This is a genomic window from Spirosoma oryzicola, assembly GCF_021233055.1.
In the GTDB taxonomy this organism is placed as follows: Bacteria; Bacteroidota; Bacteroidia; order Cytophagales; family Spirosomataceae; genus Spirosoma; species Spirosoma oryzicola.
Map to the genome: position 1 here is coordinate 656,974 of NZ_CP089538.1, position 16,197 is coordinate 673,170.

Annotated in this window: 15 protein-coding genes; 8 read left to right on the forward strand and 7 right to left on the reverse strand. The window is 51.5% G+C overall.

Annotated elements, in window-relative coordinates:
• The first annotated feature begins 86 nt into the window (after positions 1 to 86).
• On the forward strand, positions 87 to 1,523 hold the full coding sequence (locus tag LQ777_RS02790; RefSeq protein ID WP_232560998.1) for a mandelate racemase/muconate lactonizing enzyme family protein: 1,437 nt from the start codon (positions 87 to 89) through the stop codon (positions 1,521 to 1,523).
• Between the two features lie 112 nt (positions 1,524 to 1,635).
• Here the strand turns inward: LQ777_RS02790 and LQ777_RS02795 are convergent, their stop codons facing one another.
• From LQ777_RS02795 to LQ777_RS02820, 6 genes are all read right to left on the reverse strand, one after another.
• Positions 1,636 to 2,547, reverse strand: a complete 912-nt coding sequence (locus LQ777_RS02795; protein WP_232560999.1) for a TIGR01777 family oxidoreductase — start codon at positions 2,545 to 2,547, stop codon at positions 1,636 to 1,638.
• Positions 2,548 to 2,650: 103 nt separating this feature from the next.
• Entirely contained in the window at positions 2,651 to 3,205 is a 555-nt protein-coding gene (locus LQ777_RS02800; protein WP_232561000.1) for a hypothetical protein, read from the reverse strand.
• Positions 3,206 to 3,248: 43 nt separating this feature from the next.
• Positions 3,249 to 4,157: a 30S ribosomal protein S6--L-glutamate ligase gene (gene rimK, locus LQ777_RS02805; protein WP_232561001.1), complete on the reverse strand. Its 909-nt coding sequence runs from the start codon at positions 4,155 to 4,157 to the stop codon at positions 3,249 to 3,251.
• A 59-nt stretch (positions 4,158 to 4,216) separates the two neighbouring features.
• Positions 4,217 to 4,708, reverse strand: a complete 492-nt coding sequence (locus LQ777_RS02810; RefSeq protein WP_232561002.1) for an ATP-dependent zinc protease family protein — start codon at positions 4,706 to 4,708, stop codon at positions 4,217 to 4,219.
• A 69-nt stretch (positions 4,709 to 4,777) separates the two neighbouring features.
• A complete protein-coding gene (locus LQ777_RS02815) occupies positions 4,778 to 5,917 on the reverse strand; it encodes a DNA polymerase III subunit (protein ID WP_232561003.1) in 1,140 nt (379 codons plus the stop codon).
• A 58-nt stretch (positions 5,918 to 5,975) separates the two neighbouring features.
• A complete protein-coding gene (locus tag LQ777_RS02820) occupies positions 5,976 to 7,202 on the reverse strand; it encodes a GlmU family protein (RefSeq protein ID WP_232561004.1) in 1,227 nt (408 codons plus the stop codon).
• A 147-nt stretch (positions 7,203 to 7,349) separates the two neighbouring features.
• Between LQ777_RS02820 and LQ777_RS02825 the strand changes: the two genes are divergently transcribed.
• Positions 7,350 to 8,414: a hypothetical protein gene (locus LQ777_RS02825; RefSeq protein ID WP_232561005.1), complete on the forward strand. Its 1,065-nt coding sequence runs from the start codon at positions 7,350 to 7,352 to the stop codon at positions 8,412 to 8,414.
• A gap of 42 nt (positions 8,415 to 8,456) precedes the next feature.
• Here the strand turns inward: LQ777_RS02825 and LQ777_RS02830 are convergent, their stop codons facing one another.
• A complete protein-coding gene (locus tag LQ777_RS02830; protein ID WP_232561006.1) occupies positions 8,457 to 9,365 on the reverse strand; it encodes a ChaN family lipoprotein in 909 nt (302 codons plus the stop codon).
• Positions 9,366 to 9,523: 158 nt separating this feature from the next.
• Between LQ777_RS02830 and LQ777_RS02835 the strand changes: the two genes are divergently transcribed.
• The 6 genes from LQ777_RS02835 to LQ777_RS02860 all read left to right on the forward strand — a co-directional run bounded on the left by LQ777_RS02835 (position 9,524) and on the right by LQ777_RS02860 (position 16,185).
• Positions 9,524 to 10,921 carry an ATP-binding protein gene (locus LQ777_RS02835; RefSeq protein ID WP_232561007.1) on the forward strand — a complete coding sequence of 466 codons (1,398 nt, stop codon included), beginning with the start codon at positions 9,524 to 9,526 and terminating at the stop codon, positions 10,919 to 10,921.
• 42 nt (positions 10,922 to 10,963) lie between these two features.
• Positions 10,964 to 12,625, forward strand: a complete 1,662-nt coding sequence (locus LQ777_RS02840; protein ID WP_232561008.1) for an NAD(P)/FAD-dependent oxidoreductase — start codon at positions 10,964 to 10,966, stop codon at positions 12,623 to 12,625.
• A 169-nt stretch (positions 12,626 to 12,794) separates the two neighbouring features.
• The gene (locus tag LQ777_RS02845; RefSeq protein ID WP_232561009.1) at positions 12,795 to 13,067 is read left to right on the forward strand and encodes a UBP-type zinc finger domain-containing protein; all 273 of its coding nucleotides are present in this window, start codon (positions 12,795 to 12,797) and stop codon (positions 13,065 to 13,067) included.
• A gap of 88 nt (positions 13,068 to 13,155) precedes the next feature.
• Positions 13,156 to 14,397, forward strand: a complete 1,242-nt coding sequence (gene egtB / locus LQ777_RS02850; protein WP_232561010.1) for an ergothioneine biosynthesis protein EgtB — start codon at positions 13,156 to 13,158, stop codon at positions 14,395 to 14,397.
• Positions 14,364 to 15,356, forward strand: a complete 993-nt coding sequence (egtD, locus tag LQ777_RS02855) for an L-histidine N(alpha)-methyltransferase (protein WP_232561011.1) — start codon at positions 14,364 to 14,366, stop codon at positions 15,354 to 15,356. Before egtB ends, egtD begins: the two co-directional genes overlap by 34 nt.
• Before the next feature lie 205 nt (positions 15,357 to 15,561).
• Positions 15,562 to 16,185: an RNA polymerase sigma factor gene (locus LQ777_RS02860; protein WP_232561012.1), complete on the forward strand. Its 624-nt coding sequence runs from the start codon at positions 15,562 to 15,564 to the stop codon at positions 16,183 to 16,185.
• Positions 16,186 to 16,197 lie beyond the last annotated feature (12 nt).

A 16,197-nucleotide genomic window follows, 5' to 3' on the forward strand; every position in this document is an offset into this window, starting at 1 on the left:
TCATAGTTAAAAAGGCAAATGAATAAGTAAAATACTGGCATTATCTCATTTTATGAATGATTAGCCGTAAACCAAAACCCTCTATCATGAAAAACATATTGTCCCGATTGTCCTTATCCGACAAATCATCGGACCGCCGTGACTTTTTGCGCAATGCTAGCCTAAGCGGACTATCGCTGGGCTTGATGTTTGATAACAAAGGTCCACGCTCGGCGGAGCAGGAAATGGAGTTCATTACCCAGAAAGTAAGCCGCGATTCCAAACCATCGGAGCTAAAGATCACAGACATGCGGGTGGCTACGCTGGTAGGTGTTCCCTTTAGCAGTCCGATTATCCGTATCGATACCAACCAGGGATTGGTTGGCTGGGGAGAAGTGCGCGACGGCGCCAGTGCCAATTATGCGCTCACCCTCAAAAGTCGAATCTTGGGGAAAAATCCGTGTAACGTTGAGCAGATCTTCAAGCAAATCAAGCAGTTTGGCGGACAGAGCCGGGCGGCTGGTGGCGTCTGTGGCGTTGAAATGGCCCTGTGGGATCTGGCCGGTAAAGCCTATAACGTACCTGCTTACCAACTGCTGGGTGGCAAATACCGTGATTTTATCCGGCTCTACGCTGATACGCCCGAAGCCGATACCTACGATGGGTTCGCCAAAAACATGCAGAAACGCCGGGATCAGGGGTATACATTCCTGAAAATGGATTTCGGCATCGGGATGCTGGCCGATAAACCCGGTATGCTGGTCAATGCCAACAACTGGAGTGTAAAGCGGCAGTGGGATGATAAAGAAATGGGTAAACTGGGCAATTACGCCAATACAAAACACCCCTTCACCCGTATTCAGGTTACGAAAAAAGGACTGGATGCCCTGGTTGATCACGTCGGTAAAGTCCGCGAAATTGTTGGGTACGACATGCCGCTGGCTGCCGACCACTTCGGCCATTTCGACGTGAACACCGCCATTCAGATTGGTAAAGCAATGGAACCGTTCCGGCTGGCCTGGCTGGAAGACCTTGTCCCCTGGATGTACACCGATCAGTGGAAGCAGATCTCCGATGCCATCGATACGCCAACGTTGACCGGCGAGGATATCTACCTCAAAGAAGGCTTTATCAAGCTCATCGACGCCAAAGCGATCGACATGATTCATCCGGATTTAGCCTCGTCGGGTGGGCTGCTGGAAACAAAGAAAATTGGCGATTACGCTGAGGAAAAAGGCATTCCAATGGCCATGCACTTCGCTGGTTCGCCCATTTCGATGATGGCCAACGTACACTGCGCAGCCGCTACGGAAAACTTTGTGGCGCTCGAACATCACGGTGTAGACGTACCCGGTTGGGAAGATCTTGTAACGGGCATCAAGCCGATCGTGGAAAAAGGCTTCGTGAGGGTTCCTGACAGACCCGGACTCGGTGTCGAACTGAATGAGGAAGTTGCCAAAAAGTACCTCAAAAAAGGAACGAACTGGTTTGCACCGACCGATGCGTGGAATACCCGCGATTCGGCTGACCGCGAATGGAGTTAAAAAATAACGCAGATCGCACGGAAGAATCCGATCCCGTCCGTAGAGCCGTAGTAGTAAAAATCTTTATGCTTCGACTCTGCGGATAGGATCGGGCTCTCCCGTGCAATCCGCGCTAGCTGAGTAAGTTACTTAGGGCATTCGTCAGATCGGCGTACTGATAGCGGAATGTTGTTTCGTCGGCGATGCGCTTGTTCAGTACGTAATTACCGCCGATGACCGTGACCGCCATTTCGCCAAACATTAGTTTGATAGCGAAACCCGGAATGTTGGGTAGAATCATAGGCCGGTGCAGCACGCTGGCGATGGCCCTTGTCAGGCTTTCATTGGTAACCGGCGTAGGGGCCACGGCATTGTAAACGCCCTGCCACGACTCATCGGTAAGCGCCTGGATAAACATCCGGCAAAGATCGTCGAGGTGAATCCACGAAATATACTGCTGTCCCGAACCAATAGGAGCACCCGCACCAAGTCGGACGGGCTGCGCTAATTTTGGCAAAGCACCTCCCTCCGCCGATAACACAACGCCGATTCGAAGCTTGACAGTCCGGATCCCGAGTACCGCAACTGAATCTTCGGAGCGTTCCCAGGCTCGAACTACCTGTGCTAAAAAATCGGAACCACCCTGACTCGTTTCGGTAAGAGGCCGGTCGTTGGTGTCGCCACCGTAGAATCCTATCGCCGACGCGCCGATAAAGGCTTTAACCTTATGCGTATTCTTAGCCAGCGCCTGAGCCAGTAGCTCGGTAGACTGCGTGCGGCTGTTTAAAATTTCATCTTTGCGGGCATCGGTCCAGCGTTCGTCGGCAACGCCCGCTCCCGCCAGGTGAATGATGTAATCAGCGGTCTGAATCGCTTTGGGATCGATGTGTCCTTTCGCAATATTCCATTGATAGACGGTTACGCCCTCAATCGATTTATGGTCGCGGCTCAGTAAGGAAATCTGATAGCCTTGTTGACGAAGCAGTTGGGTCAGCCGGCGACCAATGGTGCCGGTACCACCCGTGATAAGAACAGTTTCAGCCATGTCAGTAGAATAGGTTAGTTAGGGTATAACCCGCCGAAAGCAATCGAAGTTTTGGTCGATTGCCGTACCCACTGAATGTCTGCTCGTTATCAAAATCACTGGCTTATATCTCCCACTCCTTCGGTAAGCCCAGCTGCCGGGCGTAGTGCGCCGGGGCGGCATAATTCACCCAGCTAAGCAGCTTGTTAATTTCGTCGGCGAACTCGATGTGATAGTCCGGGTCAAGCTTTGCTACTTTCTTCAGGAGTTGATCCGTGCGCTTTGCGATGTAGTCGGCAGCCTTATCCGTACGGGAATTGTATTTCTGAAGCAGATGAGCATTATGCTCGTAAAGCGTATTGAGCATGTACAGCATCAGGTCTACCTCGCCGTATTTATCCTTGGTAACCTTCAAGTGACGGCTGATATAACCAATAATTGTCCGCATGTCCATCATCAGCCAGCCCGCCGAATCCTGATTCAATTGCGCCGTCCGGCGAATGAACTCACGAATGAGCTCCCGCCGTTCGTCGAGCGTTGTACTATGTTCGACTAGTTCAAACTGGAGTTTTTCGGTCAATACAGCGTCTTTGGCAATGAGCCGAAGCAGTAGCTTGTCTTTCTCGTTGCTCGGCATCCGAACAATGGCTTTCTTGAGGTCTGGGTCAATAGCAGGCATAAGCGATGGTCAATTGTAACGGCTAAGTTACGGCATCCGTACGCTATACACCGACCATATCGCCTTCGTCGGCCCGAATTTTATCTTCGATATAAGCAATGATCTGGTCGGCCACGTTGATACCAGTAGCCGTTTCGATGCCCTCCAGTCCCGGCGACGAGTTGACTTCCAGCACCAGCGGCCCCCGCTCGGAGGGAAGCATATCGACACCCGCTACTTTCAGGCCAAGCGCACGGGCGGCTTCAATAGCGGTCTGCTCTTCGTCGGGCGTAAGGTCTACCGAAAACGCATTGCCGCCCCGGTGAATGTTCGAGCGAAACTCACCTTCCAGTCCCTGCCGCTTCATGGCACCGATGACCCGGCCCCCGACGACAAAAGCCCGCAGATCAGAGCCTTTGGCTTCGGCAACGAACTCCTGCACCAGCACATGTTTTTTCAGCCCGTAAAAAGCTTCGATGGTCGATTTAGCGGCTTTAGCGGTTTCGGCCAGTACCACGCCGATCCCCTGCGTGCCTTCCAACAGTTTGATCACAACGGGTGGACCGCCCACCAATTCAATGAGTTGGGTAACATTGCCGTTCTTGGGGTGATTGGCAAAAACCGTTTTAGGAAGACCAACGCCTGCTTTGGAAAGAACCTGTAGGCTCCGCAGTTTATTTCGGGACCGGGTGATGGCTTGAGACTTAGCGGTGGTAAACACTTTCATCATCTCAAACTGACGGACAATCGCACAGCCGTAATCCGTGACCGAAGCCCCAATGCGTGGTACAATAGCGTCGAACGGGTCCAGCTCGCGGCCTTCGTAGAGAACGGACGGTTTGCCGCCTTCAATCATAACCTGACAGTTCAGGTGATTGACCACAACGCCTTCGTGACCGCGCTGATGAACGGCCTCAAGCAGTCGTTGAGTAGAATATAGATTCGGATTAGCCGATAAAATGGCAATACGCATTGATGTAGTGTTTTGAACAGAATGATTGGCTGTTGAGCGATTTGTTCGGATTGGCGTTACTACTCCTGAAGATCGCTGACCTTTTTCGTCGCTTTCTGGCGTGGCTTGGCTTTGGCTTCGTAAGACAGGTTTTTTACCGAAACGTCAACGACGAATCGATTTCGGAGCAGTTTGCGGCCCAGGAGAATCGGGTTTTTAAGTTGTTCGCGGTCGGCAAGGGTAAACTCCGCGCGGATGGAACGCCCGAACAGCGTGATACGGGTTTTTATGACATAGCGCTTTTCGGCCACGCCGAACGAGTTTCGAATCATGCGCTGGCTGAATTCATCGCTGAAGTACCGGATCGTTTCGTCTCCGGTTTTATCAATCAATTCAAAACTCAATTGTACTTTGTTGCCCGATTTGACCAAGCAAACGTCTTTGCAGTGCAATGACGATGTGTAAGCGCCTGTATCAACTTTGGCCTGTACATCGAAAAGTCCCAAATCCGGAAAATCGACAAGATCAGTCATGCCAATAACCTGCTTGGGCCTGGTTACTCCAGCTTTCATCTTTGTTAGACCGTTAGGCGTGTGTACTGGTGGCGAATGATGAGGTCATAACGGCTGGCTTGTAGGCTATCATCGGATCAGCCGGCTAAAAGTAAGTGACATGTCGAGCATAATCATTTTAGCGCGGGCGTTTCGTTCGAGATGATAAGCCGCTTCATTCAAATCTTGGACAATCCGTTCGATGTGATTAATCGTCAGTATTTTAGAGAAATTCTTGACGAATGCCATTTCGTCGTCGGGCAATCGGAGCAACGCGCCAGCGCCCTGCTGCCACAAAAATAAATCGCGGTAGATTCGAATGCTGTATTCCAGCAGCCCTTTTTGTTTCTCTTTACTGAAACCGTCGAATTGGTCCGCTTGTTTGACCAGGGTTATTAAATCCTGACGGTAACAGGTGCGCATCCAGTCGGCAAACCAGGTGTGTCGGTCTGTCGTGGTCGATTGATCGGATTCGCTGCGACTTAGGCCAAGCGCCATAGCCAGATTGCCGTCGGCCAGATAAGCCGTTCGACGCGCCGTGGTTTCGTCCAGGTTAAGGTGCTGCCGGAGGTAGGTAGCAACTTCCTCATCCGTAAACGCCCGTACCGCCACGCGCTGCGTCCGCGACAAAATGGTGATCAGCAGTTTATCGGGCTGGTTGGTGACCAGTAGAAACAACGTCTGGGCGGGGGGTTCTTCCAGTACTTTCAGCAGCGCGTTAGCCGAGGTTACGTTCATCAGCTCCGGTAGCCAGATCAGCATGATTTTGTAAGCTCCCTCGTAGGACTTCAGCGACAGCTTTTGCAGAATATTACGGGCTTCTTCCGCCGAGATATTGCCTTGTTTATTGTCGGCCCCCGTTGTTTCCAGCCATTCAGATAGCGTACGGTATGGCTGATCGAGGACAAACTTGCGCCAGCTGGTCAGGTACGCTTCGGATGTTTTTCCTTTGGCGAGATTGGCAACCGGAAAAACCATGTGCAGATCGGGGTGAACGAGTTTCTGCATTTTAATGCACGACGCGCACCGACCGCAGGAATCCAGAGCAAATTCGCCAGCATGCTGCTTGTCCTCGCAGTTGACGTATTGAGCCAGCGCCAGCGCCAGCGCGAGGTTCGCGCTACCCGTTGGACCGTCGAACAGGAGCGCGTGGGCAAGGTGGTTCGTCTGAACAGCCCGCAAAAGCAGCTCTTTCGTTTCGGTGTGGCCTATAATTTCAGAGAATTGCATAATCTATTGACCGAACAGAGTCGTCGGTAAGGAGCGCTTTGTCAGTCGTAGGGGTAAGCTATAATGGATCGAATAGGGTGAATGGACTATTGGACGGACCCATCCGTTCTATGTTAAAAATTTCGCGCAAGATACTTTCTTCCTGCTCATCAAACGCACGATTGCGCCGTTTAAATGCTTCCGTTGCGACCTGAATGGCTTTTTCGAGCCGGTACGTCATAAACCCATCAATGGCACCACCCCACGAGAACGAAGGAATGTGCTTAGGTGGGAGGCCGCTACCGAACAGATTGACGTTAACACCCACAACGGTTCCGGTATTGAACATCGTACCGATGCCGGCTTTGGTAAAATCCCCCATGAACAGACCACAAAACATTCGGCCCGTATCGACCAGACCTTTGTGCGCGTAGCTGTAGAGCTTAACGGTCGAGTAATCGTTTTTAAGATTCGACGTGTTGCTACTAGCACCCAGATTACACCATTCGCCTACCACCGAATCACCCAAATAGCCTTCGTGGCCCTTGCCGCTGTTGGCATACAGGATTGAGTTACCGATTTCGCCACCAATCTTACAGTAAGGGCCCGCGCTGGTATTTTTTCGCATTTTACTGTTGTAGTGGACCATTGTGCCTTCGCCGAAGGAACAGGGGCCAATCAATACGCTGCCTTCACTGATGTGAACATTTTTGCCAATGTAAATGGGTCCATCTTCAGCATTCAGGATTGCCGCCCGTATTTTTGCGCCTTCTTCGATAAAGACGTTTTCGGGAGCGTAGCAACGTGTAAATGGATCGGTGATCGGCTGCGACTGACGACTAGCTGTTATAAGGCTGAAATCCGAAATAATCTGGTCGCCGTTTGCGGCAATCAAACTCCAGAGGTGACGAATCGTTGGGATAGGTGCATCGAACGTTTCGGTATGCTGCGGCAGTTCAGTTAGCAGAGCCGCGTCGTCTACCGCAAGGTCCGTACGAATTGCCAGCAACAGACCATTGGGGGCCAGCAGGCTTTCGCCGGTCGATAACGTTTTTAGCCGATCAATCAGTGCGTCGGTTGGGCACAAGGCTCCGTTGACGTACAGATTGTCGGTTGTCGTCTGTTGCGGATATTTGTGAGCAAGATACGGCTGGGTCAAAAAGGAGGGCGTCGTATCCAACCGTCTGGCCCACTTTTCGGCAATAGTCAGAATACCAACCCGCATGTCAGCTACGGGCCGGGTAAAGGTGAACGGAAGAAGCGCTGGTCGTATGACCGGATCATCAAATAAAACGAAGTTGGACATGCATTCTAGCGATTGCGGGCGCAAATATTCAACCTTAATTTCGAAAAAAAGAATGGATTAACAGTTACCTTTTTATCATTTTGACGCAATGGTACCATCCTTTTTTGCGATAGCTGAAAAAGATCAGCAGGAACATTTACACCCAGTATGACAGTGTTAACTACGGAGTATAGCGTACAAAAACTTGCCCACTTGCAGGATGCGACGGGTTTATTTCCGGCTTTCCGTAGTAACGCAACGATTTTTTACCGGCGGCCAGATACCAACGTTTTCTTTACCGCCATTACTGTGTTTACGCTACAGTCGTTGCGTTCGGTGGTTTCGTCGGCGACCCAACGGGTGATTGATCAAATAGCGGAGAAAGCGCAGCGGGCTTATCCGCTATTTCAAAACAAAGACGGCCTGGATACGTATAATTTCTGGCCAACGCGCCCTTCCCGTCATTTTCCGAACGGCTATATCTTTCGCCACTTCGAGCATTTTCGTATTCCCGACGATATTGACGACACGGCAATGGTGTACCTGACCCAGACAACCGTGCCTTCGCCCGACAAACTAATCTGGCTGAAAGCGAAACTAAGCCAGCACGCCAACGGAAGCCAGCGGCACCAAATCCGGAATACCTATACCGATTACCGACACCTTCGCGCGTATTCAACGTGGTTCGGTAAAAACATGGGTATCGACTTCGACGCCTGCGCGTTGAGCAACATGCTGTATTGCCTTTATCATTTCGACCTAGCGCCTAACCAGCACGACACGGATTCGCTAACGTATCTGCGGTCCATCGTTGAATCCGGGCGCTATGTCGCTGAGCCTTTTCAATGCGCCCCGCATTACGCCCGTACGTCGCTGATCATTTACCACCTGGCAAGGCTTATGGCAGGTTTCTCCATCGTAGAGCTGGAACCGATACGTTCGCGGTTGATTGCTGATGCAGAACGAGCGTTGAGCCGAACCCACAACCGCATCGAGCAAATCGTGCTGGCTACCTCGCTCATACGCCTGGGCGAGGTGGTTCCTGAGATCGACACCCGCGGGATTGAGCGTGACTTCGAAGGTTTCAATTTCTTTATTGCCGGTTTGCTGACCGCCTACGAACAGCCCTGGCTCCGCCGATTTGCCAACCGACCGCTGATGCAGATGCGTTGGCAATGTGAAGCGCACTGCTGGGCGCTGGTGGCTGAGTACAGTAGTTTGGCTGGCCGTTAAAGGCTTGTGTCGCCGGTTGCAAAAATTCTCTGACCGAACCAGTTAGTAGGTCTTCGTCATATCCGACGGAATAGCAATAATGAAGTTAGCGAGATCCGGACTTTCTACCGCAGGCTTATCAGGGTCAGGCACTTCGACAGATGATAGCGTCACGATTTTAAGATTGGGTCGTTGCTGACGCAGATACCAGACAATACCGTCAAAATTCTTGGAATGATAGTCACCGTTAAAATGCAGGAATGTCTGCCCCGATTTGAGGTTCTGTAGAATGAAATGGGCCATCGTCGCGTCTTTGATCGCCTGCGCGCGGGCAAAATTGGCCGCTGGACTTTCGGCTGGCTTGTCGCTTTTGCTCGTGTGCGGATTTGCCTGAGTTCCTCCGCCGTGATCGGCCATCATATCAAGCATGGCTTTGTAACCTGGTAAGTTCAGGTCAACCGTCAGGGGCAAAGGAGCCATCTGGCTCTTAGCTTCTGCCGATAGCGTGTCCAGCGCAGCCAATCCTTTACGGGCTACCAGGCTGGCGTATTTTCGGGGGACGTTGGTAGCGATAAACGGAATTTTCTGCTCGCGGGCGAACGTGGCAATGGGTTTATAATCCGTATTGAAGTTTTGCCAGAGCCGCGCCTGGGTCGCCAGTTCTTTATCGGTAGTACGGCCCTGTACGTAATCGGTGAGCGCCGTTTGGTTATCGGCTTCGAACATTTCCGCGCCCAGCACCAATGCGCCTTTTTTGGCCGATTGCAAATCTTTCGTTAGTTGAAGCTCAAGCCAGTGACAGATGGGGTTGTTATGCAGTTCACCAAACAGGACCACGTCAGCGTCAGCAGCTTCCCGTACCAGTTTGGTGTAGGATTGTGATTTCAAGCCAGCGTTGTACAAGCGGTAAGCCGGTTTGTCGGGCCGGAAAGCAAACGCCATCAGGCAAAGCAGAAGCAGAACAGAGCGCATAAGAAGGGATAAAACCGGAAAAGCCGTATGTCGAAAAAAACGTTTATTTTGAGGAATCAATGCCTGCCAAGTGGTTCAAAGGTAAGCCCCGTGGCTTGTTCGTAACCAATCAATACCAGAATTAGTGTCACCTTTGTTTATCAACGACTTTTTTGCTCATGGCACTGTTAGATACACTTCGCCAGTTTCCTGCTTTTGCGTCTGTTCCCGACGATCAGTTACAGTGGTTTATTGACCGAGCCGAGGAGGTGGCGTTTCCTGCCGAGCACGTTCTGGTGCAGCCCGGCGAACCCGTCGATTACCTTATCCTGCTGCTCGACGGTCAGATTCGCGTTGATACCGGGGCTAATGGCTCAAGTGACGAACTGGTGATTTACGACAAACACGCTATTTTGGGCGTGCTGCCGTATTCGCGGATGAAAACGATTCCCAACCGGATCATCACCGATAAGCCTTCGCAACTGGTGCGCTTGCACCGCGATCATTTGCGCGAGCTGGCCCAGAACCAGTACGAGCTGACCGAGGTTTTTGTTCATGAGATGACTACACGGGTCCGGGATTTTACAAAACTGACCCAGCAGAACGAGAAAATGGCTTCGTTGGGGCGGTTGTCGGCGGGCCTGGCACATGAACTAAATAACCCGGTATCGGCGGTTGTTCGTTCGGGGGATACGCTCAAGACGCACCTGCGCGCTACACCGGAAGCCTTTAAGACCGTGATGAATTTAAATCTGAACGACGAGCAGGTCGATACGGTGGGCGAGGCTTTTTTCAAGCGGGTAGATCAGGAACTGCCGAGCTTAAGCCTGCTCGAACGAAGCAGTCGCGAAGACGAACTGACGGACTGGCTTGACGACAACGGCGTTGACGACAGCATGGACCTGGCCGGGCCGCTGGTTGAATTTGGCTTTACGGTCGATGATCTGGACTGGATTCTGGAACGCGTCGGTGATGCGAATCTGGCCGGAATCGTTAACTGGCTGGTCAATAACCTGGTGACCGAAAAACTGGTTAAAGAGATTAGCGACGCATCAAAACGAATCGCTACGCTGATCAATTCAATCAAAGAGTACACCCACATGGATCGGGGCGCGGGCAAGGAACAAGTTGAACTGGCAAACGGTATTCGGAGTACGTTGACGTTGCTCGACCATAAGATTCGTAATAAGCACATTGCTGTAACACTGAACATTCCGGACGATTTGCCTGCTATTTGCGGATGGCCAGGTGAGTTGAATCAAATATGGACCAACCTGATCGACAACGCAATTGACGCGCTACCTGATGGCGGTACGTTAGAAATCACCAGCGAGCCCGATCGACAGGCTAACGGATTAGAATTCGTATTGACCAAAGTGATCGACAACGGGTCAGGCATTCCGGCTGACATTCAGGATAAAATATTCGAACCTTTTTTTACGACGAAAGGAATCGGTAAAGGCACGGGGCTTGGCCTCGACATTGTGTGTGGCATTGTGAAGCATCACAACGGTTCGATCAAGGTTCATTCTGAGCCGGGCCATACCGAATTCAGCGTTTGCATACCCGTTGACTAAACCAAATTTCGTTTGACAGCGCCTACCTCAACCAACTAACTCATGCGCCTTCCTATTATTATTTCCATTGATGATGATCCACAGGTACTGAAAGCGATTCAGTATGATTTGCGTCAGAAGTACCGAAAACAATACCGTATTCTCTGTACAGAGTCTGCTCGTGAAGCGCTTGATTCGTTGACAGAACTGAAAAAGAAAGGCGAAGAAGTGGCGTTGTTTCTATCCGATCAGCGGATGCCCGATATGACCGGCGTTGAGTTTCTGATGCAGGCCCGCAAGGTGTTCCCCAATGCGAAACGAGCGTTGCTGACGGCTTATTCCGACATCGACGCGGCTGTGCGAGCTATCAACGAGGTTCAACTGGATTATTACATCGCCAAACCGTGGGACCCGCCCGAAGAAAAATTGTACCCCGTTCTCGACGATTTGCTGGGGGACTGGCTTTCCGATTATCGACCCGCTTTTCAGGGACTCAAACTGGTTGGCTACCAATTTTCGCCCCGGTCGCACGAGTTAAAAGATTTTCTGGCGGGTAATCTTTTCCCGTACCAGTGGCTTGATATTGACATTGACCCGCAGGCGCAGGAGCTGCTTGATTTGCACGGCATCGACCGAAAGGACTTACCAGCTGTTGTGCTCGAAGATGCCTCCGTGCTGAAACATCCAACGATTGGCGATTTAGGCGAAAAACTCGGATTACAGCCGAAAGCATCCCAAAGTCTGTACGATCTGGCAATTATTGGCGCGGGTCCGGCTGGACTAGCGGCTGCTGTTTACGGTGGCTCGGAAGGGCTACGAACCATTCTGGTCGATAAACGGGCTCCCGGCGGTCAGGCGGGAACCAGCTCACGGATTGAAAATTATTTAGGCTTTCCCAATGGGTTGAGCGGGGCCGATCTAACCCGACGGGCTATCTCGCAGGCACAACGTTTTGGGGTTGAGTTTCTGGCTCCGCAGGAAGTGGTTGCCATCACGTCGCAGGGGCAGTACAAGCACATCAAGATGTCGGATGACAGCGAGATCATTGCGAAGGCTATTGTCCTTAGCACGGGTGTTGCCTATCATAAGCTGGAAAACGAGAGTCTGGACAAGTTTACCGGAGCGGGCGTATACTACGGTGCGGCAACTACCGAAGCCTACGCTTTTAAGGGGCAGCCGGTCTACATCGTTGGTGGCGGAAACTCAGCCGGACAGGGCGCGATGTACCTGTCGCGGACGGCTTCGGAAGTGTTTATCTGCGTGCGTCGCCCGGATTTGAGCGAAACAATGTCGCAGTACCTGATCGATCAGATTGACAAAACGCCAAATATCAAGGTACTGGGCTGCACCGAAGTGGTCGAAGCGTTGGGGAACGAGCGATTGGAGTGTCTGGTCCTGGAGAACATGGATTCCAAAGAACGCCAGACCGTAAACGCGGCTGGCCTATTCGTCTTCATCGGCACCAAACCCCTTACCGACTGGATCGAAATGAACATCATCAAAGACGAGAAAGGGTTTATTGCTACCGGGCGGGATCTGGCCAAATACGCTGACTTCAAAGGAATCTGGAAGCATGACCGGGAACCTTATCTGCTTGAAACGTGCAGTCCGGGAATTTTTGCGGCTGGCGATGTGCGGGCGGGTGCCATGAACCGGGTTGCATCGGCGGTTGGTGAAGGCGCAATGGCCGTAAGTTTTGTGCACAAATACCTGGCTGAAAACTAAAAAAAGCTGAGGCTAAGTCGATGGATGTTGGACCTATTGAAGTTGGATTGTTGAAGTAGGTCAATATATCTTGGAGATACGGCGTATCGACCTGCTTCAACAATCCGGCTTCAGTACTAGCGATTTTCGCCCTCTGTTAACAAATACATAAGCTCTTTCTTCGAATCCAATGACTAATCAATCAATTTGCGAGCATATTTCGGCGCTGACCGAAATTCGTAGTGCCCAGGCGTACGTATGTGAAGAGTGTATCAAAACCGGAAGTTCGTGGGTGCATTTGCGTACGTGTCAGACCTGCGGTCAAACGCACTGCTGCGACTCCTCGCCTAACAAGCACGCTACCAAGCACTTCCATCGGAGTGGACACCCCGTTGTGTCCTCTGCCGAACCGGGCGAACGGTGGGTCTGGTGTTATCAGGACGAACAGATGATTGGTTATTAAACAAGGATTGTGATTTGTGGTTATAACCTAGAGTTGTCTATAGGCTTTTGACGCTATTACCGCACAAACAACGAATCACTACCTTTACATGATTGCTGAACAAACGCTCACGGAGCAATACCTTCGTGTCCGAGCGCACTCGGAGGCTATTTGCCGGGGGCTGGAAACGGAAGACTACGTGGTGCAACCCATCGCAGATGTCAGCCCGCCGAAGTGGCATCTGGGCCATACAACCTGGTTTTGGGAAACCTTTGTCTTACAGCCCAATGCGCCGGGCTACCGCATTTTTCACGAAGATTTCAGCTACGTCTTCAATAGCTATTATGAAACGGTTGGCAAACGCGTTCTGCGCACTGATCGGGGCAACCTGAGCCGTCCGACTGTAACCGGCGTATATACCTACCGCGCTTATGTGGACGAACACATGAGCCGCTTTCTGGATACCGACGATTTATCGCCCGACTTATATGCGATTATTCAGCTTGGTCTGAACCACGAGCAGCAGCACCAGGAACTGCTCATTACGGACATCAAGTATAGTTTGGGGCATAATCCGCTGTTACCGAGCATCGAAATGCCGATAAACTATCCCCCGCCGTCTAAAGCAGCGGAGAAAAAGCACATCGGTACTTCGGCACTTTCTGCTCAGAATGGGAGAGGAGCTACGGGGGAGAGCAAGGGCATAACCATTTCCGAAGGAATTTACGCCATTGGGCACCCTCATACCAATCAGGCAATTGACTCCTTTTATTTCGACAATGAGATAAGTCGTCACAAGGTATATCTAAACGAAACTACCCTGGCAAGTAGCCTGACCACCAACGCCGAATACCTAGCTTTTATCGAAGCGGGGGGCTATCAAAACTTTAGACATTGGCTGTCCGACGGATGGGCGTGGGTCAAGGCGAATCACATCCAGGCTCCGCTGTACTGGCATAACATTGACGGCGAGTGGTGGAACTACACGTTCGAAGGGCTGGTCCCCATCGCTCTGGATGAACCGGTCTGTCACGTAAGTCAGTACGAAGCCGACGCGTATGCCCGCTGGCGGGGACAGCGTTTGCCAACTGAATTTGAGTGGGAAGCCGCTGCTGATCAACTCAACTGGGGCACGCGCTGGGAGTGGACGAATTCGGCTTATTTGCCGTATCCGGGCTTCATAACCGCCGAAGGAGCCGTAGGCGAATACAATGGTAAATTTATGAGTGGGCAAATCGTCCTCCGTGGTGCTTCGGTAGCTACTCCCGAAGGCCATTCGCGACCAACTTACCGCAATTTTTTTCAACCTGACAAACGATGGCAGTTCACGGGAATACGCTTAGCGAAGTAATTGAAAGTGACGTTGATTCAGCCTTAGTCGAGGAGGTACGAACCGGGCTCGTAAAGATGCCCAAGCGACTGTCATCCCGTTTTTTCTACGACGCGGAAGGAAGCCGGATCTTTCAGGAGATCATGCATTCTCCAGACTATTACCTGACCCGTTCGGAATACGAAATTCTGGAAACGTACAAGTCAGAGCTTTTGCACTTGTTTGCCGCCGAACAACGCCCGTTTGATCTGGTCGAACTGGGCGCAGGTGATGGGCTGAAAACAAAGGTTTTGTTAGGTTTCTTCAGGGAGAAAGGCGCTGAGTTTGCGTATGCGCCGGTCGATATTTCAGCCGATGCACTCGAGGGTTTGGTGTCCGACGTACGCCAGCAGTGGCCCGATTTGCAACTCAAACCGCAGCACGATGATTATTTCAACTCGCTGCAACAGCTTTCTGCGGAGTCGGACGCCCGGCGGATCGTCTTATTCCTAGGATCGAACATCGGCAATTTCGCTCCCGACGAAGCCATCGATTTCTATAGTCAGCTAAATGATAAACTTCAACCCGGCGACATTGTGCTGACAGGTTTCGACTTACAAAAGAACCCGGCTTTGATTCACGCGGCTTATAACGACCGGGATGACCTGACGAAGGCTTTTAACCTAAACCTGCTCCGCCGAATCAACCGCGAACTCGACGCTGATTTTGATCTGGATGCCTTTGATCATTACGAAACGTATAATCCTGAAACGGGGGAGGCTCGTTCGTATCTGGTAAGCCAGAAAACGCAAACGGTCAGAATCCAGGCCATCGATATGACGGTTCCGTTTGCGAACGGAGAAATCATTCACACGGAGATTTCGCGCAAATTTACCCGCGCTCAGATTGAACAACTCGCGGAGCAGACTGGCTTTATGGTAAATGGCTGGTTCACCGATTTCAAGGGGTATTTTGCCGACGTGGTATTCGTTAAGAAATAAGCGATTTACGACGAAAAGCGAGACGGGAGGTGTCGGATTTTAGAATCCGACACCTCCCGTCTCGCTTTTCGTTTATACCTGAGCCGTTTGTCGCGTGTTTCGGCCACCTGTCCTTTTCTTTTCCTGTTTTTTTACTTGCCGTAAAATATTTTGTTTCTGATTCCGACTACCCTCTTGTAAGCCATCGGTAAGCGGCTACCAGAACGTGAATACATCCCTTGTCAACATACCCGCGTCAACCGTCAACATGACTGAGCGTGAGAGCAAAACGTCCCAGCCACTTGGCGAAACGGTCCGTAAGGAACGCGGACGGCTACTGGCGTTCATCCGCCGACGACTGCCTGATCCCGACGAGGCCGAAGATGTGCTCCAGGATGTGTTCGTGGAACTGACCGAAGCGTACCGACTGGCTAAGCCCATCGAACGCGTTGCGTCGTGGCTGTTTTCCGTCGCCCGAAACAAGATCAGTGATTGGTACCGCAAAAGTCAGCCAAACGGTGCGCGTACTGTATCGCTGAACTCGCCCGGCGCTATCGATGATGATGAAGCGCCGGTATTGGGAGAGTGGCTAGCCGTGGCTGATGATACGGGGCCGGAAAGCACGTTTTTCCGCGAAACGTTCATGGACGCATTGACCGACGCGCTTGCCGAGTTGCCCGATGATCAACGCGACGTGTTTATTCAGCACGAACTGGAAGGCCGGAGTTTCAAAGAAATGGCGGCTGCGTGGCATGTACCGATTAATACGCTTCTGTCGCGCAAGCGATACGCCGTGCTACACCTTCGCGAACGGCTGCGCGATTTATACGATGATTTTATAAACGACTAAAAACAGTAAACA